Source organism: Salinigranum halophilum (assembly GCF_007004735.1).
GTDB lineage: Archaea > Halobacteriota > Halobacteria > Halobacteriales > Haloferacaceae > Salinigranum > Salinigranum halophilum.
On record NZ_SSNL01000004.1, the window covers coordinates 60,693 to 85,113 of the forward strand.

Annotated in this window: 22 protein-coding genes and 1 pseudogene; 13 read left to right on the forward strand and 10 right to left on the reverse strand. The window is 69.1% G+C overall.

The genetic code is table 11. The features are described 5' to 3' along the window. Positions 1 to 16: 16 nt before the first annotated feature. Complete coding sequence (locus tag E6N53_RS08915) at positions 17 to 469, reverse strand: ester cyclase (protein ID WP_142858591.1); 453 nt, start codon at positions 467 to 469, stop codon at positions 17 to 19. Positions 470 to 786: 317 nt separating this feature from the next. Between E6N53_RS08915 and E6N53_RS08920 the strand changes: the two genes are divergently transcribed. The 5 genes from E6N53_RS08920 (at position 787) to E6N53_RS08935 (ending at position 6,970) form a co-directional block, all read left to right on the forward strand. After that, positions 787 to 3,543 carry a surface glycoprotein gene (locus tag E6N53_RS08920; protein ID WP_142858593.1) on the forward strand — a complete coding sequence of 919 codons (2,757 nt, stop codon included), beginning with the start codon at positions 787 to 789 and terminating at the stop codon, positions 3,541 to 3,543. Positions 3,544 to 3,767: 224 nt separating this feature from the next. Beyond that, entirely contained in the window at positions 3,768 to 5,204 is a 1,437-nt protein-coding gene (locus tag E6N53_RS08925; protein WP_142858595.1) for a HEAT repeat domain-containing protein, read from the forward strand. A 46-nt stretch (positions 5,205 to 5,250) separates the two neighbouring features. Next, a complete protein-coding gene (locus E6N53_RS08930; protein ID WP_142858598.1) occupies positions 5,251 to 6,531 on the forward strand; it encodes an MFS transporter in 1,281 nt (426 codons plus the stop codon). Then, complete coding sequence (locus E6N53_RS21010; protein ID WP_201741108.1) at positions 6,528 to 6,668, forward strand: VOC family protein; 141 nt, start codon at positions 6,528 to 6,530, stop codon at positions 6,666 to 6,668. The genes E6N53_RS08930 and E6N53_RS21010 overlap by 4 nt, the downstream gene beginning before the upstream one ends. Next, positions 6,665 to 6,970 carry a VOC family protein gene (locus E6N53_RS08935; RefSeq protein WP_201741109.1) on the forward strand — a complete coding sequence of 102 codons (306 nt, stop codon included), beginning with the start codon at positions 6,665 to 6,667 and terminating at the stop codon, positions 6,968 to 6,970. Before E6N53_RS21010 ends, E6N53_RS08935 begins: the two co-directional genes overlap by 4 nt. Before the next feature lie 30 nt (positions 6,971 to 7,000). On the opposite strand, the gene E6N53_RS08940 is transcribed toward E6N53_RS08935, so the two are convergent. Then, positions 7,001 to 8,173: a pyridoxal-phosphate-dependent aminotransferase family protein gene (locus E6N53_RS08940; RefSeq protein WP_201741110.1), complete on the reverse strand. Its 1,173-nt coding sequence runs from the start codon at positions 8,171 to 8,173 to the stop codon at positions 7,001 to 7,003. 102 nt (positions 8,174 to 8,275) lie between these two features. Between E6N53_RS08940 and E6N53_RS08945 the strand changes: the two genes are divergently transcribed. Both E6N53_RS08945 and E6N53_RS08950 read left to right on the forward strand, forming a co-directional pair. Continuing rightward, positions 8,276 to 9,691 (forward strand): alpha/beta hydrolase, encoded by a 1,416-nt coding sequence (locus E6N53_RS08945; RefSeq protein WP_142858602.1) that lies wholly within the window; start codon positions 8,276 to 8,278, stop codon positions 9,689 to 9,691. A gap of 64 nt (positions 9,692 to 9,755) precedes the next feature. After that, on the forward strand, positions 9,756 to 10,364 hold the full coding sequence (locus E6N53_RS08950) for an MBL fold metallo-hydrolase (protein ID WP_142858604.1): 609 nt from the start codon (positions 9,756 to 9,758) through the stop codon (positions 10,362 to 10,364). A gap of 11 nt (positions 10,365 to 10,375) precedes the next feature. On the opposite strand, the gene E6N53_RS08955 is transcribed toward E6N53_RS08950, so the two are convergent. From E6N53_RS08955 to sod, 3 genes are all read right to left on the reverse strand, one after another. Beyond that, a complete protein-coding gene (locus tag E6N53_RS08955; RefSeq protein WP_142858606.1) occupies positions 10,376 to 10,666 on the reverse strand; it encodes a DUF5827 family protein in 291 nt (96 codons plus the stop codon). Positions 10,667 to 10,721: 55 nt separating this feature from the next. Continuing rightward, positions 10,722 to 10,919, reverse strand: coding sequence for a DUF8144 family membrane protein (locus tag E6N53_RS08960; protein WP_142858608.1), 198 nt, complete (start codon positions 10,917 to 10,919; stop codon positions 10,722 to 10,724). Between the two features lie 107 nt (positions 10,920 to 11,026). Then, positions 11,027 to 11,626, reverse strand: coding sequence for a superoxide dismutase (gene sod / locus E6N53_RS08965; protein WP_142858610.1), 600 nt, complete (start codon positions 11,624 to 11,626; stop codon positions 11,027 to 11,029). Between the two features lie 152 nt (positions 11,627 to 11,778). On the opposite strand from sod, the pseudogene E6N53_RS08970 reads away from it, so the two are divergent. Further along, positions 11,779 to 12,944 (forward strand): annotated as a pseudogene (locus E6N53_RS08970) (MFS transporter). Here E6N53_RS08970 and E6N53_RS08975 read toward each other — a convergent pair. Further along, a complete protein-coding gene (locus E6N53_RS08975; protein ID WP_142858612.1) occupies positions 12,909 to 13,547 on the reverse strand; it encodes a DJ-1/PfpI family protein in 639 nt (212 codons plus the stop codon). The pseudogene E6N53_RS08970 and the gene E6N53_RS08975 sit on opposite strands and share 36 nt — an antisense overlap. 178 nt (positions 13,548 to 13,725) lie before the next feature. Between E6N53_RS08975 and E6N53_RS08980 the strand changes: the two genes are divergently transcribed. Together E6N53_RS08980 and E6N53_RS08985 are read left to right on the forward strand one after the other, a co-directional pair. After that, positions 13,726 to 15,339 (forward strand): COG1361 S-layer family protein, encoded by a 1,614-nt coding sequence (locus E6N53_RS08980; protein ID WP_142858614.1) that lies wholly within the window; start codon positions 13,726 to 13,728, stop codon positions 15,337 to 15,339. Positions 15,340 to 15,348: 9 nt separating this feature from the next. After that, entirely contained in the window at positions 15,349 to 17,874 is a 2,526-nt protein-coding gene (locus tag E6N53_RS08985) for an efflux RND transporter permease subunit (RefSeq protein ID WP_142858616.1), read from the forward strand. A 39-nt stretch (positions 17,875 to 17,913) separates the two neighbouring features. On the opposite strand, the gene E6N53_RS08990 is transcribed toward E6N53_RS08985, so the two are convergent. Continuing rightward, positions 17,914 to 19,323, reverse strand: coding sequence for a cryptochrome/photolyase family protein (locus E6N53_RS08990; protein WP_142858618.1), 1,410 nt, complete (start codon positions 19,321 to 19,323; stop codon positions 17,914 to 17,916). 289 nt (positions 19,324 to 19,612) lie between these two features. Here E6N53_RS08990 and E6N53_RS08995 point away from each other — a divergent pair, with 289 nt between their 5' ends. Beyond that, positions 19,613 to 20,425, forward strand: a complete 813-nt coding sequence (locus E6N53_RS08995; RefSeq protein ID WP_142858620.1) for a DUF8054 domain-containing protein — start codon at positions 19,613 to 19,615, stop codon at positions 20,423 to 20,425. Here the strand turns inward: E6N53_RS08995 and E6N53_RS09000 are convergent. Next, positions 20,402 to 21,106: a 6-hydroxymethylpterin diphosphokinase MptE-like protein gene (locus E6N53_RS09000; RefSeq protein WP_142858622.1), complete on the reverse strand. Its 705-nt coding sequence runs from the start codon at positions 21,104 to 21,106 to the stop codon at positions 20,402 to 20,404. The genes E6N53_RS08995 and E6N53_RS09000 overlap by 24 nt on opposite strands. 173 nt (positions 21,107 to 21,279) lie before the next feature. Continuing rightward, positions 21,280 to 22,419, reverse strand: coding sequence for a dihydropteroate synthase (folP, locus tag E6N53_RS09005; RefSeq protein WP_142858624.1), 1,140 nt, complete (start codon positions 22,417 to 22,419; stop codon positions 21,280 to 21,282). Between the two features lie 130 nt (positions 22,420 to 22,549). On the opposite strand from folP, the gene E6N53_RS09010 reads away from it, so the two are divergent. Beyond that, positions 22,550 to 23,173: a DUF8114 family protein gene (locus E6N53_RS09010; protein ID WP_142858626.1), complete on the forward strand. Its 624-nt coding sequence runs from the start codon at positions 22,550 to 22,552 to the stop codon at positions 23,171 to 23,173. Then, complete coding sequence (locus tag E6N53_RS09015) at positions 23,170 to 23,922, forward strand: RNA methyltransferase (protein WP_142858628.1); 753 nt, start codon at positions 23,170 to 23,172, stop codon at positions 23,920 to 23,922. Before E6N53_RS09010 ends, E6N53_RS09015 begins: the two co-directional genes overlap by 4 nt. A gap of 45 nt (positions 23,923 to 23,967) precedes the next feature. Here the strand turns inward: E6N53_RS09015 and E6N53_RS09020 are convergent, their stop codons facing one another. Further along, complete coding sequence (locus E6N53_RS09020) at positions 23,968 to 24,402, reverse strand: MaoC family dehydratase (protein WP_142858630.1); 435 nt, start codon at positions 24,400 to 24,402, stop codon at positions 23,968 to 23,970. Positions 24,403 to 24,421: the final 19 nt, after the last annotated feature.

Genomic DNA, 24,421 nt, shown 5'->3' on the forward strand with positions numbered 1-24,421 from the left:
ACGTGCGCCCCGCCCATCACGCCGTGACGCCCGTCGAGAGGTCCGTCGGGAGCGCGCCGATGAGCTGGAGCAGGCCGAGGGCGTCCCAGTTGCTCCACGTCTCGACGATGACGCCGTCCTCGAAGCGATGAGTCATCGTCCCACTGATGACGGTCGTCTCCTCGCCACCCGTCGGTTCGAACCCCATGAACTCACCCTCGTGGGTCCCCTCGGTGGTGAACCCGACCGTCACGAGGTCGTCCTCGGCGAGCATGAACTCGATGGTCATCTCGAAGTCCGGGAAGCCCCGGTGGACCGCCTCGATGAAGGCGCGGAGGTCCGCGCGGGTCGCCTCCGCGCCGCCGGGAAGGTACCAGTGGCCGACGTAGTCCTCGCCGTAGAGTTCATCGACGAGGGCGAGGTCTTTCTCGTTCCAGACCTCCTCGACGTAGCGACGCACTATCTCCTTGTGCTGAGCTGTCGTCATCATCTGTCACCAGTACTCGGTACGCGTGTCAATTTAGTAACTATACCGGGTGATTCTCGCCGTCCGAGAACCGGGACGACGTCGGGTCGACCCCGTTCGACCGCTTTCGTGGTCTCCGACGATGCGCGGTCCCACGGCGAACGCGGTGTCGTCTGGCTATCTGATTACTCGATAACACAAGGCACTTATACAAAGCAACACAGGCCTGACACGTACCCCTGCCCAGGTGGCAACAGCGAGTATGCGTGACCCTCCAGCATCCCTCGCTGACCACGCGAGAAAGGTGTTGTCCCCGACTGCAGTTGCGATCCTCCGAAACTATGTCAGACACAAACGAAAAAATCCGCGCTGTTGTACTCACAGCCCTGATGGTCCTCTCGGTCTTCGCAGGGACCATCGCGTTCACAGGTACAGCCGCAGCGGCCGCTACTGGCCTCGCGAACGGCTCCGCCGCCAACGTACCGGCGGACACGGCGTCCGTGAGCCAGAGCGTGTCGTTCGACGTAACGGTTGCAAATGATACCTCAGACACCATCAACGTCACCTACCCCGTCGGGACGATTACAGGCATCTCCGACCTGTCGAGCAGTGACTCGAGCAACGTCACTGTCTCGCAGACCGAGGTGCAAGACTCGTACGTCCGCGTCGACGTGACGGACACCGGCGTGCCGGACTCCGGTGACAACACCGTCACCGTCTCGATGAACGTCGAGCACGACCTCACGGGCGTCGACCCGCAGGGTCCGCTCACGGTCAACATCGACTCCGAGACCAACACGCAGTCGACGACTGCGGACTTCAGCGTCTCCGGGGGCCGCATCATCGCCGACGGTGGCTCGGTCTACCTCGGTGAGGAAGACGTCGACCTGACGGCCCTGCCCGGCGTCGACGCCGGCAGCGCCGCGACGTTCACCGGCGAGTCCGGTGACGCCGACGGTTCGACGGCCAGTATCGGCGACGGTGTCCAGGCCGACATCACGGAAGCGAACAACTTCCAGCAGGGTGGCTACGACTCGCCCGGCGGCACGGGCGACACCGACCGCGAGCTGTTCGTCATCGAGCCTCGCGTCACCGACCTGACGCTCTACTCCGGCCCCGACACGGACGGAGCAGACATCACCGACGAGTCGATTATCTCCGGAACGAACAACCTCACGGTCGAAGCCGACTGGAACTTCGACGACGCTGAGTCCGTCGAGGTCACCGTCGAGGACGAAGACGGCCTCGAGGTCCAGTCACAGCTCGGTTCGACGCCGATAACCATCGCAAACTCGGGCGGGAGCGTCACGCTCGAAGGTGTCGAAGAGCTCGACACGGGTGAGTACACGGTCACGGTCGAGGGTGCAGACGACCTCGACGGTGCGTCGCGCAGCGCGACGTTCACCATCCGTGACGAGGCTCAGTCCGTCTCGCTGGACCAGTCGAGCGTCACCCAGGGCGACAACGTCGTCGCCACGGTCACCGGCACGCCCGGTGAGTACGGTCTCGTCCGCGTCGAAGGGGGCGACCTCGACGACCTCGACGCGACCGATGCATCGGCCGAAGACGCCTTCGCCGACACCGGTGACGTCGTCGCCCTCGTCGGTACCGACGACCTCGCCGGCGATCAGGACGAGGACTACGTCGGTGCCGTCGTCGATCTCGACGACGAGGCCGAGGCGCAGGTCCGCATCCAGACGAACGCGCTCGACACCACGACCGTCGACGTTGAGTTCGTCGAACTCGACGCACCGAACACCGACGACTCGACGCTTCAGACGGGCTTCAACTCGAGCGCCGACGACTCCGCCGAGCTGACGGTCGAAGAACAGTCGATCAACATCACGTCCGCTCCGAGCGTCGTCCGCATCGGTGAGGAGTTCACCATCGAGGGGACCGCCGCCGAGTCCGACGACGTGAAGGCGTACGCCCGCATCGACCAGAACTACGTCCCGCTCGTCGACGAGGACGACGACTTCTCCGAGGACGACGTGGACTCCGACGGTGAGTTCTCGGTCGAGATCGACTCCAGCAGCGAGATCAGCCTGCCCGACTCGTACCGCATCGCGATCGTCGCCGACCCCGTCGACGACGATGGCACGGACTACCTGACGGCAGCGAACCAGGACGACGAGATCAGCTCGGACGTCTACAGCGAGTTCGACACGAAGGCGACGACGACGGTCCGCACCGTCGAGGGTGACCTCACGGCGGAGCTCTCGTCGACCAGCATCGCCGCAGACGTCGGTGACGAGATCACGCTGTCGGGCAGCGCGCTCGGCCAGGGTGACTCGGTCCGCGTCTACCTCATCGGTCCGCGCGGTAACTTCCTCGACGCCAGCGGTGGCGAGGGCTCCCTCGAGCAGATCGACGTCGACGAAGAGGAGTTCGAAGAGGACTACGCCGCGTTCGACAACCGCGGTCAGTACACGTTCATCATCGTCGGCCAGGGCCGCGACGGTGACTACGCGTTCGAGCCGAACGGCGACGGGTCGGGCCTCATCGACTCTGACCTGACGCCGCAGCAGGCAGTCGCCATCGTCAACGACGAGTACACGGGCGCTGGCGTCGATGACCAGATCATCGAGCTGACCGTCCAGGCGGAGAACCCGTCGCTGACCATCGACGACTTCACCACGGACGGGCAGGTCGCCCAGGGTGAGGTCACGATCTCGGGTACCTCGAACCGTGAGGACGAGACGACCGTCTTCATCGAGGTCCTCGGTGAGGACAACAACGTCATCGCCTCGGACGAGGCCGAGGTCAACGGTTCGACCGGCGAGTGGTCGACCACGATCGACATGTCCGACGTCGAAACCGGCACGTACACGCTGCGCGCCGACGACGACGAGGCGTCCGCCTCGCTCGAGTTCGAGCTCGCCGAGACGGTGAGCACGCCGACCGAGGAGCCGACGCCGACCGAAGAGCCAACGGAAGAGCCGACTGACGAGCCCACGGAGGAGCCCACCGAGGCACCCTCCACTGAGGAGCCCACGGACGAGCCGACCGAGACGTCCACGTCGACGCCCGGCTTCGGCGTCGTCGTGGCCCTCGTCGCGCTCGTCGCCGCGGCGCTCGTCGCCGTCCGTCGCGACTAAGTAACCACGACTGACCGGCGATACCGGTCACCGCGGTCCGCCATACGGCGGTTTCATTCTTTGCGACACTCGCCCGACGAGTGACGACACCGTCGCACCGCGCTCGCGTGACACCCGTGTGGGCGCAGGACAGGACCGGTCGCGTTCGAGCGCGCAGTCGGACGGGAGCGGCCAGTCTCGAACAGGGGCATGATTTCAAGAGCCCCGGTCTCGAATGGAAGTCAGTGACCGAGAACAGGAGACGGGCAGACGGGGAGAGAACACGGGCGGCAGCGGAGAGACGGCCCGACACGGACCTGGCGCGTCCGACAGCCGCCGCCGTCGTCCCCGGGGACGTCGACGACCTCGTCACACTCACCGACGACGTCGACACCGGTATCGTCCTTCTGTGGTGGAAAGACGGGACGTGCCGCCGGCTGACGTTCGCGTTCGACGTCTCGTCCGTCCCGTCCGGCGTCGAGAGAGACGGCCACCCGACGGTCGACGTCCGCGCGGTCGACGACGACCCGCCGGTCGCCCGTCCGCTCCCGTTCGCGTCGGTCGAGGCGGTTCGACCGGTGTCGTGCGTGGAGACGGTGACGGAGGCGCTCCCCGCCGACCACGCCCGTCGGGCCGCGACGCTCCGCGGACTCGCCGACCACGCCCCTCTCCTCGTCGATATCACCGTCGTTCTCTGTCTCCTCGAGGCTAGCGACGACGACGGGGCGCGCCTCGACGCGCTTCGGTGCCTCTCGACGCTCGCGGACGCTCGCCCCGACGACTGCGTGGCGGCCATCCCTCGCGTCCACGACCTCGTCGTGGACCCCCCCGACAGTACCGTTCACGCGGGCGCGCTCACCTGCCTCGCGTCGCTCGCGGCGGCGCTTCCGGCGGAGGTCGCCCCGCACGTCCGGAGCGTGTTCTCCGCACTCGACGCCGCGGACGACGCAGCCGTGACCGCCGGCGTCACCTGCATCTCGCACGTCGCCAGCGCGGACGCCGAGGCAGTTGTCGACGCCGCCGACCGGCTCGTCGACCTGGTGACGGTGGCCGAGCCCACCGTCCGACTACACGCGGCGTACGCGCTCGGACGCATCGCCGTCGTGGCTCCCGAGGCCATCCGACCGGCGGTCGCAGACCTCACCGGCGTCGTCGGCGACGAGACCGAGCGGACCGCGACCCGGCTGAACGCGACCTGTGCGATCGGTCGGGTCGCCGGCGAGTGGCCCGACGTCGTCGTCGACCCCCTCCCGACGTTCGTCGACGCCCTCGACGCCGACGCCGCTGGAATCCGTGCCAACGCGGCCGGCGTCGTCGGCGACGTCGCGACGACGCAGGCCGTCGCGGTCAAGCGGCACGTCGCCCCGCTCTTCGCGTGTCTCGACGACGCCGACGACGTCACGCGGGCGAACGCGTCGACGGCGCTCGCGCGCGTCGCCCGGGAGTTCCCCGAGGCGGTCACCGACCACGTCGACCCGCTCGTCGACGCGCTCGACGACGACCACCCGCTCGTTCGCGAGAACGCCTGCTGGACGCTGGGGTACCTCCGCGACGAGGCCTGCCACGCCCGCCCGGTGCTCGAACGCGTCCGGACCGACGACGGGGACGAGCGGGTCCGCGGCCGTGCGGCGTGGGCGCTCGACGAGGTCGGAGACGGCTCCTCGGTCGGCGCGACGGACTGAGCCAGTCGACCGCAACGCGTTTGAGCGCGCCCGGCAGACCCCACGTGTGACACGCCCCTCCGTCTCGCCGTTCTTCGCGCTCTACGTCTCCCGATTCGCCGGCGGCTTCGGGTTCATCACGCTCGCGACCCTCCTCCCGAAGTACATCGACGCGCTCGACCCCTCGGCCGTGACCGTGTTGGGGCTGACCCTCTCGGCGGGCGTCGTCATCGGACTCTTCACGACGGGGTTCACGCTCTCGTCTGGCCTGGCCGTCGTTCCCGTCGCCTGGTGGGGTGACCGCGGCGACAAGCGGCACGTCCTGCTCGCCGGACTCGTCCTCGGTGTCGGTGTCTACGCCGCGTACCCGTTCGTCGAGTCGAGCCTCGCGTTCATCCTCCTCCGAACCGTCCAGGGAGTCGTCTTCGTCGCCCTCTCGCTCATGTCGCTCGGACTCGTCGGACAACTCGCGACCACGGGTACCAGGGCCAACTACATCGGGAAGGCCAACGCCGCCGCGTTCGCCGCCTCCATCGTCGGCAGCCTGAGCGCGGGCCTGCTCTACGACCAGTTCGGCTTCGGCCCCGTGTTCACCGTCGTCACCGCCGTCTTCGTCGTCACGACGGCGCTCGTCTGGTGGCTGCTCCCGCCTGACGACACCGTCGTCGAGGGCTTTCCCTTCTCGGACCTCGCGCTCAACGGGCGTATCCTCACTATCGCGACCTTCCGCACGCAGTACGCCGTCGCCGTCACGTTGGTCCGGACGTGGGTGCCCATCTTCGCTGGCGTCTCCGCCGCGACCGGTGGCCTCGCGTACGGCGCGCTCGCGGTGAGCCTCACCGTCGTCGCCGAGAAGTTCACCAACATGCTCTCACAGCCGACGATGGGTCGACTCTCGGACCGATACGGCCGCGCGTCGTTCGTCGCCATCGGCGGGGCGCTCTACGGACTCGTCGCCCTCCTCGTCCCCTTCTCACCGGCGGTGGGAGCGGCGCTCGGCCTCCCCGCGACGCTTCCACTCCTCGGGCCGCTCTCTCCGGCGTTCCTCCCGCTCGTCGCCCTCAGCGGGTCGCTGGGCGTGGCCGACAGCCTCCGCGAACCCGCGAGCATGGCGCTGTTCGCCGACGAAGGGACCGACTCGGGCGGTGTCGCCTCCAGTTTCGGCGTCCGCGACCTGCTCTGGCGGCCGGGGAGCATCGCCGCACCACTCCTGGGGGGGTGGCTCATGACCGAAATCGGTATGTCGTGGGTGTTCTACGTCGGCGGCGCGTTCGCCCTGACCGGCGTTGCGGCCTTCGTCGGGACGCTCGTGGCGCTCCACGGCCCCGGGGCGCTCTCGGAGTGGTGAGCGGGAGACGCCGCCAGAGGTTTGTCTCTCGTCGGCTTCTCACACCCCTGCACGTCACCGGAATCGACCACCTCGTCCTGTACGCGACCGACGTCGAACGGACCTGTGAGTTCTACGCGGAGACCTCGACGTGGTGACCGTCGAGACGTTCGCCGGCGGTCGCGTCGCACTCTCGTTCGGTACCACGAAGCTCGACCTCCACCCCGCTGGCGACGAGTACGAGCCACACGCTGCCGACCCCGCGCCGGGGTCGGCCGACTTCTGTCTGGTCGTCGACGAGCCGATTCGGGCCGTCGTCGAACGAATCGAGAGTGCCGGCGTGTCGGTCGTCGAAGGTCCCGACACCCGGTCGGGTGCGCGTAGCGAGATGGCGTCGGTTTACGTCAGAGACCCGGACGGGAACCTCGTGGAGTTCGCTCACTACCGAGAACCCGAGTGAGACGGGGGCGAACGGCGAGAACAGCGAGCCTCAGTCGTCGGAGGCGACCGGCGTGGCCTGCTGTGCGTCGTAGCCTTCCCGTTCGAGGCCGTCCGCGAGCGCCGAGAGGACGTACTCGACGTTCTTCTTTCGAGCCGAATAGCCCATGCAGCCGATGCGCCAGATGTCACCCGCGAGGTCGCCGAGCCCGGAGGCGATCTCGAGGTCGTACTCGTCCAGCAGGTACGAGATGACCGCGCCGTCGTCGACGCCGTCGGGGACGCGCACCGCGTTCAGCGAGGGAAGCCAGTACTCGTCGGGCGCGTTCATCTCGAGGCCCATGGCCTCGAGCCCCGACTTGAGTTCGCCCGCGACCGCCAGATGGCGCTCCCAGCGGTTCTCGATGCCCTCCTCAGCCACCAATCGGAGCGCCTCGCGCAGCGCGTAGACGTTCGTCACGGGGGCGGTGTGGTGGTACGCGCGCTCGTCGCCCCAGTAGCCTTCGAGCAACGAGAGGTCGAGGTACCACGACCGCGGCTCTTCCTCGCGGGAGAGCACCTTGTCCATCGCGCGGTCGCTCAGCGTGAGCGGCGACGCACCCGGCGGGCAGGAGAGACACTTCTGCGGCCCCGAGTAGGCGACGTCGACGTCCCACTCGTCGACGCGGAGTTCGACGCCGCCGAGGGAGGTGACGGAGTCGGCGACGACGTACGCGTCGTGGCTGTGGGCGATGTCGGTCAGTTCGGGGACGTTCGGCTGCTTCACGCCCGTCGAGGTCTCGGCGTGGACGAACCCGAACACGTCGGGCTGGTGTTCGTCGAAGGCCGCCTCGACGTCGACGGGGTCGAGCGGTTCGCCCCAGGGTGCCTCGACGTGGACGACGTCGCCGCCGGCGCGCTCGGCCATCGACGCCATGCGGCCGCCGAAGTAGCCGTTCGTCGGCACCAACATGGTGTCGCCGGGCTCGACGAGGTTGCCGATGGCGGCCTCCATCGACGCCGACCCCGTCCCCGAGACGGGGATGGTCCACTGGTTGTCGGTCCGGAACGTGTACCGGAGGAGCTCTTGGACCTCGTTCATGATGTCGATGAACGAGGGGTCGAGGTGGCCCACGAGCGGGGTGCTCATCGCGCGAAGCACGCGGGGGTGGACGTCGCTCGGACCGGGGCCCATCAGGGTCCGGTTCGGGGGTGTCAACTCGCCTACGTCTGGTGCTTCGTCCATACACCCCATCGAGAGTCCCGGGTGAAAAATCCGTATGAATCGTTCGCCCGGCCGCGCCGGGACCACACAAAGTATCATTAGTATTTCACTCCATTCGACGGTATGGCTCACCTCGAGACTCCGACGGTCCACCGCCTCCTGGCGTCGCCGCTCGGCGGCGTGCTCGACACCGCGTGGTTCGAGCGGCTGAAGACCCGGTCGCTCCGGCGGGAGTTCGCGCTCCAGCGCGCCCGGGCCGCGGCCGACGTCGCCCTCGGCGCGTCCCCCCGGGAGTACCTCCGCGCGGTGGGGGCTCCACCCGCCCCACATCTCTCGGGTCGCATCGAGTCCGCGCTCGCTGCCTACGCGTCGCGGCGGGAAGCCGCGCTCGACGCCGCCGACCGGTGGCACGAGGTCCTCTGGGACCCGTCCTCGTCGGTCGACGACCGTCTCCACGCCGAGCGCGAGCGGCGGCGGGCCGAGCACCGCCGCCGTGACGTCGCCGACGTCTTCGGCTTCCTCGTCGACGACCACCTCGTCCCGCCCGTCGACTACGCCGTTCCCGCCGTCGACGCCGTGCGCTCGAAGTACCACACCGACCTCGCCGCCCCCGGAGAGGTCTACGGCGTCTCCGAGCGGTTCCCGCGCGTCGAGCGCTCCGACTGGGTCCCCGGGCCGGGCACCGCCGAGTACTGGCTCCGGTTTCTTACCCCGTCGCCGTACGTCTCCGACGACGCCGTCGCCCGGGTGTACGAACCGCCCGACGCCGGCGACGACCTCCCGACACTCGTCTTCTACGGCGGGCTAGGCATGGTGAACGACTGCGCCGCCTACTGGCCCGAGGAGGCGTACCTCGGCCGCGCGCTCGCGTCCGAGGGGGTTCGCGTCGTCCTCCCCGACGCCCCGTGGCACGGACGGCGCGAACCGCTCGGGCGGTTCAGCGGCGAGTCGTACCTCGCCCGCGCGCCGGAGTCGATGTTCCAGCTCTACGCGACCGCGACCGTCGAAGCCGGCTGCTTCGTCGACTGGGCGCACGCGGAGGGGTCGACCGTCGCCCTCGGCGGTGTCAGCCTCGGCGGCATCGTCGCGATGCACGTCGCAGGACGCTGTGGCTCGTGGCCCGCGTCGGCCCGTCCCGACAGCGTCGTCCCCGTGGCGGCGACGGGCGACGTCGACGCCGTCCTCGTCGAAGGCGACCTCTCGCCCCTGCTCGACCTCGACGACGTGCTCCGTGGGGCGGGCTGGTACCCGCACCTGCACGAACTGAGCCCGCTGTTGAACCCGCCCGAGTCGTGCGGACTCGACCCCGACCGGGTCTTCCCCGTCTTTGGCCGTCGAGACACCCTGGTCCCGCCGCACACGCTCACGGCGACGCTCGACGCGTGGGGCGTGCCGGCCGAGAACCGGACCGCCTGGGACACGGGCCACTTCGGCACGCTCCTCCGCTCGATCCGCGGCGACCTCACGCCGGTGGTCGAACGGGCGCTCGCGGTGGACGTCGCCGGACAGACGACACCCACCGACGCCGTGACGCCGTGACGCCGTCGGTCGACCACGGACCGGACCGGGAAACGCCGAAGTACCCGGCGCGCGCACTCAGCTTGTGATACACAACATCGCTCGCGACGTCGACGCCTTCACTAGCAACGCCTTCCTCGTCTCGCCGGCGGCCCGCGGGGACCACGGCGCGGACGGGCGAACCGTCCTGGTCGACACCGGGGCGAACTTCGACGCCGTCTCGCACCTCGAAGGGGACGTCGACCACCTCGACGCCGTCGTCATCACCCACACCCACCCGGACCACGTCGGCAACGTCGACGCCATCAGAGACCGGTTCGACGTCGAGACGTGGGGGTTCGACGCGTCGCATCCGGCAGTGGACAACCGAATCGACGACGGCGACGTCGTCCGCATCGGAACGGACGCGTTCCGCGCGCTCCACACGCCCGGTCACGCCGCCGACCACCTCTGCCTGTACGACCCCGACTCGGGCGTGCTGTTCGCCGGTGACCTCGTCTTCGCCGGCGGGAGCTTCGGCCGGACCGACCTCCCCGGCGGCGACGGCCGCACGCTCGTCGAGAGCATCGAGCGCGTGGTGGAGGCGGTCGACGAGACCCTCCAGGTGCTCCACACCGGCCACGGGCCGAGCGTCCTGGACGACCCGTTCGGAGCGCTGGAACAGTCGTTACAGGCCGCGCGGGCGCGTGCCTGAGGTGCGAGCGGTCAGTCGTCTTCGAGCGCCGCGACCGCCTCGTCGCTCACGCCGAAGTAGCCCGGTTCGTCCCCCTCCGGGTCGTTGATGACCATGTCCTTCTGGTGATAGACGAGCCACGGGATGGTCCAGGCGATGATGCGCGCCTCGGTCTCTTCTTCCAGATGCGTGTCGGGCGCGAGGTCCTGCAGTCGCCGGCCGATTTCGGGGACCGTGTACATCAGGTCGGGGTCGAGCACCTCGGCGGGCGTGTACATCTGGTATGGGTACAGCGTGTCGAAGTCCTCTTTGGGACGGGGCATGGGAGACGCTTCGGCGTTGGCAGGTAAACGTGTGTCCTCTTCCGACCAGGCGGTGTCAGCGCCCGTACCGGAGATACGAGTAGGCGAGAAAAGAGAGGCCGACACCGCCCAGGAACCCGGCGAAGAACCCCGGTGGGCCGGCGAGTCGTAGACCGGCCACTCCCACGACGACCCCGAGACCCGCGACGGCGAGGACGAGAAAGAAGCCGGTCTGCCAGTCCTCGATGAACTCGACGATGCGGTCTCCGGACATGCGTAGACCAACAGACACCACCGTGGTACCCGTACGGGACGGTCGGGACGAGAACGCTGTCGCTCGGAGTGTTGGATAAAAGAACGGAAGGTCGACCGAGTCGTCGCTTACTCGAACAGCTCGACTGCCTGCTCGTAGCGGGCTGCGGGCTCGTCCCAGTCGACGACGTCGAAGAACGCCGAGACGAAGTCGCCGCGGGCCGGGCCGTAGTCGTAGTAGTACGAGTGTTCCCACACGTCGAGTGCGAGGACGGGGTGGCTGCCCCAGAGCGCGCCCTGGTCGTGCTTGTCGACGACCACGTTGCGCAGCTGGTTCGAGAACGAGTCGTAGACCAGCAGGGCCCAGCCGCTGGCTGCGCCGGCTGCGGCCTCGAACTCGCCCTTCCACGCCTCGTAGGAGCCGAAGTCCTCCTCGATTCTGTCGGCGAGCGCACCGGAGGGCCCGTCGCCACCCTCGGGGGACATGCACTGCCAGAACAGGTCGTGGAGGATGTGCCCACAGCCGTTGTGGGTGACGTTGCGGATGGCACCCGCAGAGGAGCCGAACTCACCGTTCTCGCGGTTCTCTGCGAGCGTCTCCTCCGCCGCGTTCCACCCGTTTACGTAGCCCTGGTGGTGCGTGTCGTGGTGCCAGGTGAGCACCTGCTCGGAGATGCTGCCTTCGAGTGCGTCGTAATCGTACGGTAATGGGTCGAGTTCGTAGCTCATGATATTCCTCCGTTGTACGAGTAGGACGGAACGCTGTTAAAGGTTAAGAAGAGGTATGTTAACAGCGTACATACACTTTCGAGGGCGGTGATGTCGTGCGGTTTCCGGCCGAAGCCGGAGGGCACTTGTGCTCCCTCACCCGAGTCCCGACCGTGACGTGGCGAGGTGTCGGCGTCGTGAGTGGCTGGCAGGTAACGGCGAGTCTGTGTTTCTACGCCATCTTCGCGGCGACCGCCTTCGTCCGCGAGAGTTTCGGCGTCTCGCGCACGCTGGTCGGCGTCTCGCTCACGGCGACGATGGCCGGCTACACCGCGTGCTTGTTCCTCACCGGTGCGGCCGTCGACGGCTACGGCGAGCGGCCGGTGATGGTCCTCGGTCTCGCCGCGCTCGCGGCGGCGATGGTCGGCGTCGCGCTCGCGCCCTCCTTCTCACTGCTGCTCGTCGCCCTGGTCGTCGTCGGCTGCGCGTACGCGACGGGATGCCCGCGACCAACCGCGCCGTCATCGTCGTCGCACCCGCCGAGCGGCGGAACCTGGCGATGAACGTCAAGCAGGTCGGCGTCACCGCCGGGAGCGGCCTCGGCGCGCTCCTCGTCACGAGTGCGGCCGGCACGCGCTACGGCTGGCGGGTCGGCTTCGGCGTCGCCGCGGTGCTGGCCGTCGTCGTCGCCGCCGTCTTCGCGACGACGTACCGTGGTCGCGCCGGGTCGGGCGACCTCTCGCCGCCCGATCTCCGCGGCCTCGCCGGCCTCGCGGGCTACCGTCCGCTCGTCGCCGCCGGCTTCTTCCTCGGTGCCGCGGTGTTCACCACCACCGGCTACGTCGTGCTCCACCTCACCGAGTCGGTCGGCGCGGCCGCAGCCGTCGGTGGGCTGGTGCTCGCGGGTGTGCAGGTGACGGGGAGCCTCGGCCGTCTCGTCGGCGGGAGCGTCGCCGACGCGCTCCCCGGGAGCAACGCGCGGGCCTCGGCGCGGGTGCTCGTCGTCCAGGCGCTCCTCGCCGGCGTCGCCTTCGGCGGGGTCGTCGCTGCCGGGACGCCCGCGACAGCAGGCGTCGCGTTCGCCGTGCTCGGCCTCTTCATCCTCGGCTTCCCCGGCGTCTACTACGCCTGTCTCACCGCGCTCGTCCCCGACGACCAGGTCGGGGCGGCCACCGCCGGCGGACAGACTGCGCTCAATCTCGGCGGCCTGACCGCCCCGCCGGTCTTCGGCTTCCTCGCCGACACCCTCTCGTACGACGCGGGCTGGACGCTCCTCGCCGGCTGTACGCTCGTTGCCGGCGCGTTACTCGTCGGCCTCGCCCGCGACGAACACGCGTGAGGGGTCGGTGTCGTACTCCAACTCCCGTGCCACCCGGTCGGCGACGTCGGCCCCGAAGTACCGACCCACGAGGTGCAGCGCGAGGTCCAGCCCGGAGGTGATGCCGCCGGCGGTGAGGACGTCGCCGGTGTCGACGATGCGGGCGTCGACCACGTCTGCGTCGGTCGCCCGCAGGTCGTCAAGCGCACTCGCGTGCGTCACGGCGGGCCGCCCGTCGAGGAGTCCGGCCTCGGCGAGGAGCATCCCCCCCGTACAGACGGCGGCGACTGTCGAACCCGCCTCGGCGCGCTCGCGCACCGCCTCGGGAACCGCCCCGCGCTCTGCCTCGCGGCGAGCACCCGGTCGGTCGTCACCGGCGTTCCACCCGCCACCGGGGACGACGAGTACGTCTGGCGCGTCGAGCACCCCGTCGACGCCGATACGGAGTCCGTGGCTCGCGGTCACCAGCGCTCGCTCCTCGAGCGTGACCGTCCGAACCGCGACGTCCCCGCCGAACGCCCCCGCCGTCTGAAACACCTCGTACGGTCCGACGCCGTCGAGTTCGTCGAACCCGTCGTAGAGTAACACCTCGACCTCGACCGTCGACTCCTGCGTCCGGCTCATGAGTAGACTGAACCGTGGGTCCCCCCGCGCAAAACGTTTGGCACCGGGACTGCCCGTCAGGCAGAGCCGTCCGTGCTTCGGGTGCCACCGTGTGGCGCACACCGCTCGCTCAGCCGGGATGAACAGGCGACACGTTATTATCGCCCGCTGTCGAAGATGAGTGAATACTCAACCTCATATGGCCCCGACACGCTCACTCCTCACTGTCGTCGTCGCCCTCCTCGTCGTCCTCTCGGGCCTCCCCCTCGCGAGCGCCGCGGAGAACCAGGTCATCGGCCGGCCCGACCTCTCGCTCTCCGTGCCGGACAACCGTGTCGCCCCCGGCGAGGCGACCACCCTCAGGGTGGCCGTCGTCAACGACGGCGTCATCGTCCGCGGCGGCCCCGAGCGGTTCACCGAGCGAGTCACGACCGCTCGCGCGACGACTCTCGACGTCGGCGAGGTCCGTGGCCTCGACGTCGAGACGGAGAGCGTCGCCGTCGGGCAGGTCCCCGAAGGCGTCGTCGGCCCCGTCGAGATCGACCTCACCGTCCCCGAGTTCGTCCCGCCCGGACGGTACGAACTCCCGGTCACGGTCTCGTACACTTACACCGGCACGGTGACGTACGACGAGGCGACACCGAACGACAACCCCCGGTTCAACGACCGCTCCGTGACGCGACGGCTCACGATTCCCATCGTCGTCGAGGACCAGGCCCGCTTCCGGGTCGTCGGCGTCGACACCGGCGTCCAGGTCGGTGCCAACGGGACCATGGCCGTCTCGGTGCGGAACGTGGGGACCGACCCCGCCCGCGAGGCGAGCGTCGGACTCACCTCCGCCAACAGCGACCTCAGTTTCGGTGGCGTCGCCACCGCGGAGAGCTTCGTCGGGACGTGGCGACCCGGGGAGACGCGGACGGTGACCTTCCCCGTCGCCATCGCCGCGGACGCCGAACGCCGTGACTACACGCTCACCGGCGCGGTCACCTACACCGACACCGACGGCATCGTCCGGACCTCGAACGAACTCCGGACCAGCGTGCGCCCGCTCGCCGAGCAGTCGTTCTCGCTCGCGGACGTCTCCTCCTCGTTGCGCGTCAACTACGAGGGCACCGTCGAGGGGACGGTGACGAACGAGGGGCCGTCGCCGATTTCCGACGCCGTCGTCGTCCTCCGGCCGGCGAGCGCCAACTTCGACGCGAGTGAGACGGAGTTCGCCATCCCCGATCTCGCCGCGGGCGAGTCGGCCGACTTCGCGTTCGACGTCGAGGTGTCGAGCGCCGCCGACCCCGGGTCGAGACAGCTCTCCTTCGCGGTCCGGTACGAGAACGAGGACGGCGACACCCGAACGAGCGACCCGCTGACCGCACGAATCCAGGTCGACGCCGAGCGCGACCCCTTCACCGTCGAGGCCGACGACTCGACCCTGGCCGCCGGCGACTCGGGACGGCTGACCCTGACGGTCACCAACACCGAAGACGAGACGCTCTCGGACATCTCGGCGAAGCTGTTCGTCGACGACCCCATCTCGTCCAGCGACGACGAGGCGTTCATCGACGCACTCGAACCCGGTGAGTCCGCCGAGGTCACCTTCCAGATAAGCACCGCGGGCTCGACATTCGCCAAGGACTACCCGGTCTCCGTCGACTTCGAGTACGACCGCGAGGATGGCACGACGCAGGTCTCCGACTCGTTCAGACTGCCCGTGACCGTCGAGGAGTCGTCCGGCGGCGGCTTCCCGCTCGGCCTCGTCGTCGGCGTGGGTGCCGTCGTCCTCATCGGTGCGGCGGTCGTCGTCGTCCGGCGGAGGTGAGACGACGCCGTGGCACCGAAGGTCGAGTACCAGCGACTCATCGACGCGGCCGACGGGTGGATCACGGGCCGGCCGGGCACCGTCGTGCTCGTCTTCGTCCTCCTGACCGCCGGGTTCGCCGCGGGCCTCCCCGCCGTGTCGACCGAGTCGGGCACGGAGCAGTTCTCCGAGGACGTCCCCGCCGAGCAGGCGCTACAGGACGTCAACGACAAGTTCTCCGACCCGTTCGCACCCGACGAGGGGTCGACACAGCTCATCCAGCGCAACGAGAACGTCCTCTCGAAACAGGGGCTGCTCCGGATGCTCCGCGTGCAAGAGCGGATGGCGAACGAACCGGACATGCGCGTCGTCTCCACCGAGAGTGCTGCCCGCCTCGTCGCCCGCCAACTCGACCCCTCGGCGTCGACGCTCGAAGCGGAGATAACGGCCGTCGAACGCGCCACGCCCGGTGAAATCCGCGTCGCCGTCGGCACCCTCACCCGCGAGAACCCCGGCTTCGCCTCGCTCCTGAGCGACGACTTCAATCCGACAGCGGCGTCCGCCTCCGCGACGGTCGGTGTCGTCCGCCACGAGGTGCCGAGCGGCATCTCGGGCGGGTCGGGACAGGGCGGGGCCAGCCCGCTCGAACCCATCCAGCTCGAGGCGGTGTACATCGCCGACGCCGCCGGCGGCGACATCGTCGTCTTCGGCTCGGGTGTCATCGCCCAGGAGTTCGGCACCGTCATCGGCGACTCGCTGCTCATCGTCGTCCCCGCCGCCGTGTTCTTCATCATCCTCTTTCTCGTCGTGGCCTACCGCGACCTGGTCGACCTCGTCCTCGGGACCGTCGCGCTCGGGATGGCCATCGTCTGGACGTTCGGCTTCATGGGCTTCGCCGGTATCGCGTTCTCGCAGATCCTCATCGCCGTGCCGCCGCTCCTGTTGGCTGTCGGGATCGACTTCGGCATCCACGCCATCAATCGCTACCGCGAGGAGCGCCTGGTCGAGGACGACCCCGTGACGGCGATGCGGACCACGACGGACCAGTTGCTCGTGGCCTTCTTCATCGTCACCGCCACGACGGTCATCGGCTTCTCTTCGAACCTCGTGAGCGGCCTCCTGCCCATCCGGGAGTTCGGCGTCGTCGCCGCCATCGGCATCACCTTCACCTTCCTCATCTTCGGCGTCTTCCTCCCCGCGCTGAAGCTGTACACCGACGAACTCCGCGAGCGCTACCCCATCCCGACGCTCTCGCAGGCACCCATCGGCTCGGAAGGCTCCTCGCTCGGCGGGGTGCTTTCGGGCGGTGTGACGATCGCACGGGTCGCCCCGGTCGTGTTCCTCGTGGTCGTACTCCTCGGCTCTGGGTACGCCGCGTTCTACGCGTCCGGCATCGACACGAGCTTCTCACAGGAACAGTTCCTCCCACCGGAGGAGACGGCCGACTACTACGACGTGCTCCCCGAGCCGTTCAAACCCGGCGAGTACACCATCACGGCCACCATCAACTTCCTCGAAGACAACTTCGAGTCGAGCGAGGACGACGAGACGGTGGTCTTCGTGGAGGGACCGATGGAGCGGAACTCGGCGCTGGAGTCGATGTGGAACGCCGGCGAGGACCCCCCGGACACCTTCGTTCGCGACGGCCGCCACGCACGCGAGACGTCCATCGTGACCGTCATCCTCGCCTACCAGGAGCGCGACCCCGCGTTCGACGCCCTCGTGGCGAGAAACGACCGCAACGCCAACGGCATCCCCGACCAGAACCTCGGCGAGGTGTACGACTACCTCTTCGCCTCACCTGCGAGAGGACAGGCCCTCGAGTACCTCACCGAGGACCGCCGGAACGCCCGGGTCGTCTACGCGGTGAAAGCCGACGAGTCCGACGGGGCCATCACGGACGACACCCGCGCCGTCGCCGAGCGCTACCGGATGGGAGCCACCGCGACGGGCAGCATCGTCGTGTTCAAGGCCATCTCGGACATCATCTTCGAGTCAGCCATCGTCAGCCTCGCGCTCGCCATCGCCGGGACCGCCGCCTTCTTGCTGTTCATCTACTGGCTCCTCGAGGGGAGGGCGACGCTGGGGCTCGCCAACCTCATCCCCATCGTCGTCACCGTCGCGTTCGTCGCCGGGTCGATGCGCTATCTCGGCTTCTCGCTCAACGCCTTCACCGCCACGGTGCTGGCGATGACCATCGGACTCGGCATCGACTACTCCGTGCACCTCACCCACCGCTACATCGACGAGCGGGAGCTCCAGCCCACGGTCAGCGCGGCGCTCTCTCGGACCGTCTACGGGACGGGCGGCGCGCTCTTGGGCAGCGTCCTCACCACGATGTTCGGCATCGGCGTCCTCGTCCTGTCGGTGTTCCCGGCCATCGGCGACTTCGGCCTCATCGCGGCCCTGTCGGTGTTCTACGCCTTCATGGCCTCGCTGCTCGTCTTACCCGCCGCGCTGGTCGTCTGGGAGCGGCTCTTCGGCGCGGGCGACATCGACGCCGCCACGCCGGGGGCGGCGGCCGACCGGTCGTCGGGGGCGACCCCGAGCGACTGAGTCGACGACCGGGACGCCGGCACGGCTACGTCTCCCGATTCAGTCGTCGCCGCGCGCTCGCTCGAACATCGCGAGCGCCTCCTCGCGCCGCTCGGCGTGGTCGACGATCGGTTCGGGGTAGTCGGGCGCGGCGTTGCGCCGCTGGAGCGCCGAGCACTCGTGCCACGAGTGGATGACCGAGGGGTCGACCCCCTCGAGTTCGGGGACGTAGGTCTTGATGTACTCGGCGTCGGGGTCGTACCGTTCTCCTTGCGTCATCGGGTTGAAGATACGGAAGTACGGCTGGGCGTCGGTCCCCGTCGAGGCGGCCCACTGCCAGCCGCCGTTGTCGTTCTGTGTGTCGTGGTCCGCCAGCAGGTTCCGAAAGTGGGCGTAGCCGTGCCGCCAGTCACAGAGCAGGTCCTTCGTGAGGAAGGAGGCGACGATCATCCGCACCCGGTTGTGCATGTACGCCTCCGCTTTCAACTGCCGCATCCCCGCGTCGACGATGGGGTAGCCCGTCCGCCCTTCGCGCCACGCCGCCAGTTCCTCGGGGTCGTCGCGCCACTCGATGTCGTTCTCGTACTCCTTGAAGTTCTGTGAGACCACCTCGGGGTTGAAGAAGAGGACGTGGGTGTAGAACTCCCGCCACGCGAGCTGTGACTGGAACTCCTCGACCGACTCCCGTTCGTCCTCGCCGGCCGCGTCCATCGCTGCCTCCGTCGCGGCGTACACCTCGCGCACGCCCAGCGTCCCCCACTTGAGGTCGGTCGAGAGGCGCGAGACGGCGTCCCGCGTCGGGTAGTCCCTGTCGGAATCGTACCGGAAGATGCCGTCGTCACGGAATCGTGCGAGACGCTCGCGGGCCGGCTCGGTGCCCGCGTCTGGAACGGTCGCGATGGGCTCTTCGAAGCCGAGGGCCTCGATGCTCGGCAGGGTGCCAGTGTCGTCGACGACGCCCGGGTCGGCGAGACGGTCACTGGAGGGCTCGGCGTACGGCTCGGCCTTCTCGCGGTCGCGCCACTTCTTCCAGAAGTAGGTGTACACCGAGTACGGCTCGCCCTTGTTTGTCGTGATGGAGCCCGGTTCGTGGTGGAGGTGGTCGTGGACGCTCTCGCGGGCGACGTCCACCCCGTCGAGGGCCCGGCGAACCGCGGCGTCGCGCTCGCGGGCGAGGCCCGAGTAGTCCTTGTTCCAGCAGACGCGGTCCGCGCCGACATCGCGAGCGACCTGCGGGACGACCTCGCGGGGGTCGCCGTGGCGGACGACGAGGTCCGAGTCGAGCGCTCGATACCGCGCCCGCAGCGCGTCGAGCGCGTCGAGCATGTATCTGACCCGCGGTGCGCCCGCGTGTTCGAGGACCGCGTCGTCGAAGACGAAGAGCGGGACGACGGGTCCGGCGTCGGCGGCGGCCGCGAGCCCCCGGTTGTCTGCGGTCCGGAGGTCGCGGCGGTGCCAGTGAAGCTGCATACCGGCAGCAAGGAGGGGCCAAACGAGAAGCTACCGGCCTCGCGAGAGCGGTGGCGGTCGCGCGTCGGACGGCCGGCGGACCGGTGGCGGGAGATGCTCGTCATCCGGACGGTTAAGCCGACAACATTCTCCCCAGACGATACGTTTCGCCCCGTTAGTCTGGGGTTCCGACCGGTTCAGCCCAGCCTACCCGGCCGAATACTCTCATAATCGGACGGTATCCTACCCATACCTAACCATCGGTATCACCATAGACGGGCAGCAACGCCTGCCGAGGCCGCCCCCACACATGAACCTCATCGCGTTCGTCTCGTCGCTCGGACACCCGTCCTATACGGGACGCGCCCGCGAGCCGGGATTCGTCGTCGCCAACGTGCTGGTGGTGAGCCTCGTCGCCGTCGGTGTCGAGCGGCTGGTGCCGCTGTCGGGCGCTGTCCTCATCGGTGTCGGCGTGGCGTTCCTCGTCCTCCGCGGCTACGCCGTCCCCGGCACCCCGGCGTTCGTCCGTGCCGTCTCCGACTGGCTCGACGCCGCCAACTCTCACTCCCCCGCCCCGCCGGACGAACGGGAACTCCTCCGTGCGGGCGTCCTCCGGCGGGCGAGCGGGGACTTCCAGCCTGCCCCGTCGTTCCTCGCTGCGTGGCGTGCGCGCGTCCGCTCGGCCGGGCCTCGTGAGGACGACGCTCGGGCGCTCGCCGCCGCCCTCTCCGTCGCTCCCGAGCGTGTCACCCTCGCGTGGCGGGACGGCGTCCTGTTCGCCGAGGCCGCCGGCGCGCCGCTCGGCGCGTGGCTCTCCCGGGCCGCACTGGTCGCGGACACGGCCAGCATCCACGAACTCCGCCGTCGATACCCGCGGTGGGACGCGGTCTCACCGCAACGACGCGGGGCGATGCTCTCGACGCTTCGGCTGTATCTGGACGTCTGTCCGAGCTGTGACGGGACGACAGTGCTCGACCGGGCGTCGAGCCGCGTTCCCGGGGTGAACGAGCGGACCGTCGCGGTGACCTGCGCCGACTGCGACGCCCGCCTCTTCGAGAGCGGGTTCACCGCCAGCGTGGCCGTCGTCGACGACGACACGTCACCGTCCGTCGTCGGGCGGTGAGCGCGGCTCGAGCGGGTCGCGGTGGCCGTCGAGGACGGCGAACCGGTCGCCGCGCCGCGCCTCGAGCCACGTGAGGAGCCGTGCGGCCCACCGGAGCTTCGCCGCCTTCATCGGGTCGACCGTGGGGTCGTCGAAGTCCCAGCCGACGAAGACGAGCGCGGCAGCGCCGAGGTGGTCCGCGAGGAAGGCGGCCCGGTCGCCGTCGGTGAAGCCGCCGGCGTTCACCACGGGGTCGACCGGCGCGGCCTGTGTCGTCGGGAGTGTCCACTCGGAAGCGAACCGCGGAAGCCACTCCCGGAGGAGCGGGACGTTGTCCCCGTGTGCGTGCGCGGCGACCGGCGTTCCGCCGTGGGTGAGGTCGGCGGCAGTCTCGGGGTTCTTGTCGAGGTCGGTCACCATGAGGTCGACGTCGATCCCGTGCTCGAGACAGACGTCGGCGGCAGTCGATGCGGCGAAGACGCGGTCGGCCTCGGCGGCCCGGTGGACCTCGTCGGCGAGCGCGGGTGCCGCGCCCACGACGGCGACCGTGTTCCCCTCGACACCGTCTCGAAGGGTGTCGACGTCGAACACACCCCCGACGAGCGACCGACAGACGTCTCTGGCGTGTTCGTCGGCGGCGCGGTCGAAGCCGAAGTCGGCCAGGATTCGTTCGTACACCGGCTCCCACTCCTCGAAGTTCATGCGCACTCTCCAGCGTCGTGACTCACGGGTCGTGAATAAATGATCGGCGAACCGCACGAGCCGGAGTGGCAGCGTGTACCCCTACCCGCGTGCCCCTCCGGCCTCCGCATAGTCGGTTTACTGTGGCCCTGCATAAGTTTTCTCGTCCGTGAATATCGGGGGCGGCGGGGTGTTCAGGCCATCGGCAGCCGTTCGAGTGCCGTCTCGAGCGCCGGGGTGGTGTCGCCGACGGCTCCCTGGAGCCGCGCGTACCCACCGGGGGTCCCGACGAGCAGGAGTCGCCCGCCCTCGTCGCCCGCGACGAGCGTCACGCCCGCCTCGCGAGCCGCGGCGTCCAGTGTGGCCCGTTCGTCGCGGCTGACGCCGGCGAACTCGACGGGACGAACGACGCTCTCGGCCGCGACGCCGTCGTCGACACCGAGTCGATCGAGGTGTCGGCTCGCCTCGCCGACCGCCGTCACGTCGAGTTCCTCCACGTCGAGTTCCCCCGACTCGCGGACCCGTTCGCGGGTGAACGCCCTGCCGATGAGCGCCGCGTCGCGCGTCTCGGCGACGTCGTGCGTCCGGACGACGTGCGCGCCGCGTTCGACGGCCATGGCGGTCGCCGCGAGCGAGACCGAGAGCGCATCCTCGGTGTCGCGACCCGCGACCTCCCGGAGGAAGTTCTTGCGGTTGATGGAGACGAGGAGGGGGCGGCCGTAGCCTCTGAACTCCCGGAGCCGACGGAACGTCTCGCGGTCGTCCTCGGTGGTCTTCTCCTCGGACCACCCGCCGAACGCGGGGTCGAGGATGGTCTTGTCGGTGAAGCCGTTCAGTTCGAGCGCGTCGTAGATGTCGTCGACGTCCTCGATGGCACCGGGGCGTTCGAGGTCCGGCGGGGAGGCCATCTTCGCCACGGCGACGTCGTACTCCTCGCAGACGCGGGGCATCTCCGGGTCGGCGAAGCCGCAGATGTCGTTCACCATGTCGAAGCCGCCCTCGATGGCCGCCTCGGCCACCTCGTGGTACCGGGTCTCGATGGAGAACACCGCGTCGCCCGAGACGCTGTCGACGACGTCGAGCGCCGTCTCCAGCCGTTCGAGTTCGCCCGCCGCCGAGAGCACCTCGAACTTCTTGTTCGCCGACTCCAGTCCGATGTCGACGATGTCGGCCCCCTGGTCGATGAGTTCGGTGTCGACGTACTCGGCGGCCTCGCCGGGGTCGTTGAAGACGCTCGGCTTGTACGGCGATTCCTTCGAGACGTTCAGGACGCCCATGATTCTCGGGGGCGCGTCGTCGCCGATGTCCAGGCCGGCTGCGTTGACCGTTCGCATACTCGCGCTGAGGACTCAGTGCGTATAGACCGACCGGTCACGGCGAGTGGTGGGTCGCGGTCGACGCCCTGTCGAATCGCTCTCGACGGCGAGTCACGCTCTTTTTGTCCGTCCCGCGGGTACGTTGGGTATGTCGAAGGTCAGCATCGGACTTCGCGGCTGGCGGTTCGAAGAGCGCGAAGTGTTCACCGAGGAGGGCGAGTTCCGGCCGCTCACCGAGATTCCCGAGGACGCCCGGCACCGCCTCGTTCGCCTGTCGCTCATCGTCGAGCGGCCCTGTGACGCCTGCTATCTCGTCCACGGCGACGCCGAGAAGGACCGGTGCCGTCAGGCGAGCATCGTCTACGGCGAACCGCTCGACGAGGTACTGCTCTGTGACCACCACGAGGCGGACTTCCTCTACTGGTTCCGCGAGGAGGGCGGTCGTGACCTCGCCGGCGACGACGGGTTCCGCGACGCGTTCCACGAGTGGTTCGCCGCGGGCGGCCGCGCGCCCGAGGGGTACGCGGGGCTCGAGTACGTCGAAACCGACCCCGACGAACTGCCGGACCCCCCGGACCCCCAGGAGATTCAGCGGCGACTCGAAGCGGAGAACGAGTTCGAAGGCGAGCGCATCGACCTCCGGGAGGGAACGCCGTTCGAGCGTCCCGCCAAACTGGACGGGGAGAGCGAGGACGACGAGGACGAGGAGGACGAAGGCGACGCGAACGTCGACCTCGACGTCGACCTCGGGGCGGACTACCCGACGCGATGAGTGCGGACGCGCCCGTCGTCGTCGTGGTCGAACCGGAGACGCCGGGGAACGTCGGAACCATCGCCCGCGCGATGAAGAACTTCGGCTTCTCGGACCTGAAGCTGGTCGACCCACCAGCGATGACGCGCGACAGCGAGGCGTACGGTTTCGCCGGTCACGCCCGTGAGGACGTCCTGCCGAACGCCGACGAGGTGACCTTCGACCACGTCGTCGAGCAGTACCACACCGTCGGCTTCACCGCCATCACCAACGAGGACGCCCGGCGGCACGTCCGCTTCCCGTTCCGGACGCCGCGCGAACTGGCCGACTCGCTCGCCCGCGTCGAGACGCAGACGGCCCTCGTCTTCGGTCGGGAGGGCACCGGCCTGTCGAACGAGGAGTTAGAGCGCCTCGACGAGGTCTGTTCGATTCCCGCCTCCGAGGAGTACCCCGTCCTCAACCTCGGCCAGGCAGCGACCGTCGCCCTGTACGAACTGCGGACGCTCACGCTCGGTGCGGGCGTCGAGAACACACAACTCCCCGACGTCGAGCGCGAGCGCGCCGACGAGGCCGACATCGAGCGCTTCTACGACTTCTTCGAGACGTTCCTCACACAGCTCGAACACCGCGAGCATAAGCGCGAGAAGACGATGCGGATGGTCCGCCGGCTGCTCGGGAGGGCACACCCCACCGACCGGGAGGTCACGACGCTCACGGGGCTCTTCCGGAAGGCGTCCGAGCGCGTCCAGCCCCCCGAGAAGCCGCGGTAAGCACGACACCCGCGGTAGCCGCGACCACGGCCGCCGCACCCGACCTCACTCGGTTCGCCGCGCGAACAGGACGTTGCCGACCATCGAGAACACCTTCTCCCCCGCCTCGTTTCTCGTCACGACGGACAGGCGGACGAGTCCGCGTTCGGGGTCACACTCGACCACCTCGACGGTGGCCGAGAGGACGTCGTCGGGGAAGACCGGCCGCCACCAGCGGAGCTCGTCGACGCCCTTCGCGCCGAGCGAGGCGGCGTCGGCGAGGAGTCCGTCGACGAGGAGGCGCATCGTCATCGCCGCGGTGTGCCAGCCGCTGGCGATGAGCTCGCCGTACATCGATTCCTCGCGCGCCCGGTCGGGGTCGGTGTGGAACCACTGCGGGTCGTACTGCTCGGCGAACTCGCGTATCTCGGCCTCGCTCACCGCGTACGTGCCGAGGTCGAAGCGGTCGCCGACGTCGAAGTCCTCGAAGAGCAGGGTCACGGTCGAGCGGTTCGAGCGA

Bases quoted from the DNA above. Each gene is read 5' to 3' on its own strand.
- E6N53_RS08915 (WP_142858591.1), bottom strand. From the start codon at position 469: ATGATGACGACAGCTCAGCACAAGGAGATAGTGCGTCGCTACGTCGAG.
- E6N53_RS08920 (WP_142858593.1), top strand. From the start codon at position 787: ATGTCAGACACAAACGAAAAAATCCGCGCTGTTGTACTCACAGCCCTG.
- E6N53_RS08940 (WP_201741110.1), bottom strand. From the start codon at position 8,173: ATGGACGAAGCACCAGACGTAGGCGAGTTGACACCCCCGAACCGGACC.
- E6N53_RS08945 (WP_142858602.1), top strand. From the start codon at position 8,276: ATGGCTCACCTCGAGACTCCGACGGTCCACCGCCTCCTGGCGTCGCCG.
- E6N53_RS08955 (WP_142858606.1), bottom strand. From the start codon at position 10,666: ATGCCCCGTCCCAAAGAGGACTTCGACACGCTGTACCCATACCAGATG.
- E6N53_RS08960 (WP_142858608.1), bottom strand. From the start codon at position 10,919: ATGTCCGGAGACCGCATCGTCGAGTTCATCGAGGACTGGCAGACCGGC.
- sod (WP_142858610.1), bottom strand. From the start codon at position 11,626: ATGAGCTACGAACTCGACCCATTACCGTACGATTACGACGCACTCGAA.
- E6N53_RS08975 (WP_142858612.1), bottom strand. From the start codon at position 13,547: ATGAGCCGGACGCAGGAGTCGACGGTCGAGGTCGAGGTGTTACTCTAC.
- E6N53_RS08980 (WP_142858614.1), top strand. From the start codon at position 13,726: ATGGCCCCGACACGCTCACTCCTCACTGTCGTCGTCGCCCTCCTCGTC.
- E6N53_RS08990 (WP_142858618.1), bottom strand. From the start codon at position 19,323: ATGCAGCTTCACTGGCACCGCCGCGACCTCCGGACCGCAGACAACCGG.
- E6N53_RS08995 (WP_142858620.1), top strand. From the start codon at position 19,613: ATGAACCTCATCGCGTTCGTCTCGTCGCTCGGACACCCGTCCTATACG.
- E6N53_RS09000 (WP_142858622.1), bottom strand. From the start codon at position 21,106: ATGAACTTCGAGGAGTGGGAGCCGGTGTACGAACGAATCCTGGCCGAC.
- folP (WP_142858624.1), bottom strand. From the start codon at position 22,419: ATGCGAACGGTCAACGCAGCCGGCCTGGACATCGGCGACGACGCGCCC.
- E6N53_RS09010 (WP_142858626.1), top strand. From the start codon at position 22,550: ATGTCGAAGGTCAGCATCGGACTTCGCGGCTGGCGGTTCGAAGAGCGC.
- E6N53_RS09015 (WP_142858628.1), top strand. From the start codon at position 23,170: ATGAGTGCGGACGCGCCCGTCGTCGTCGTGGTCGAACCGGAGACGCCG.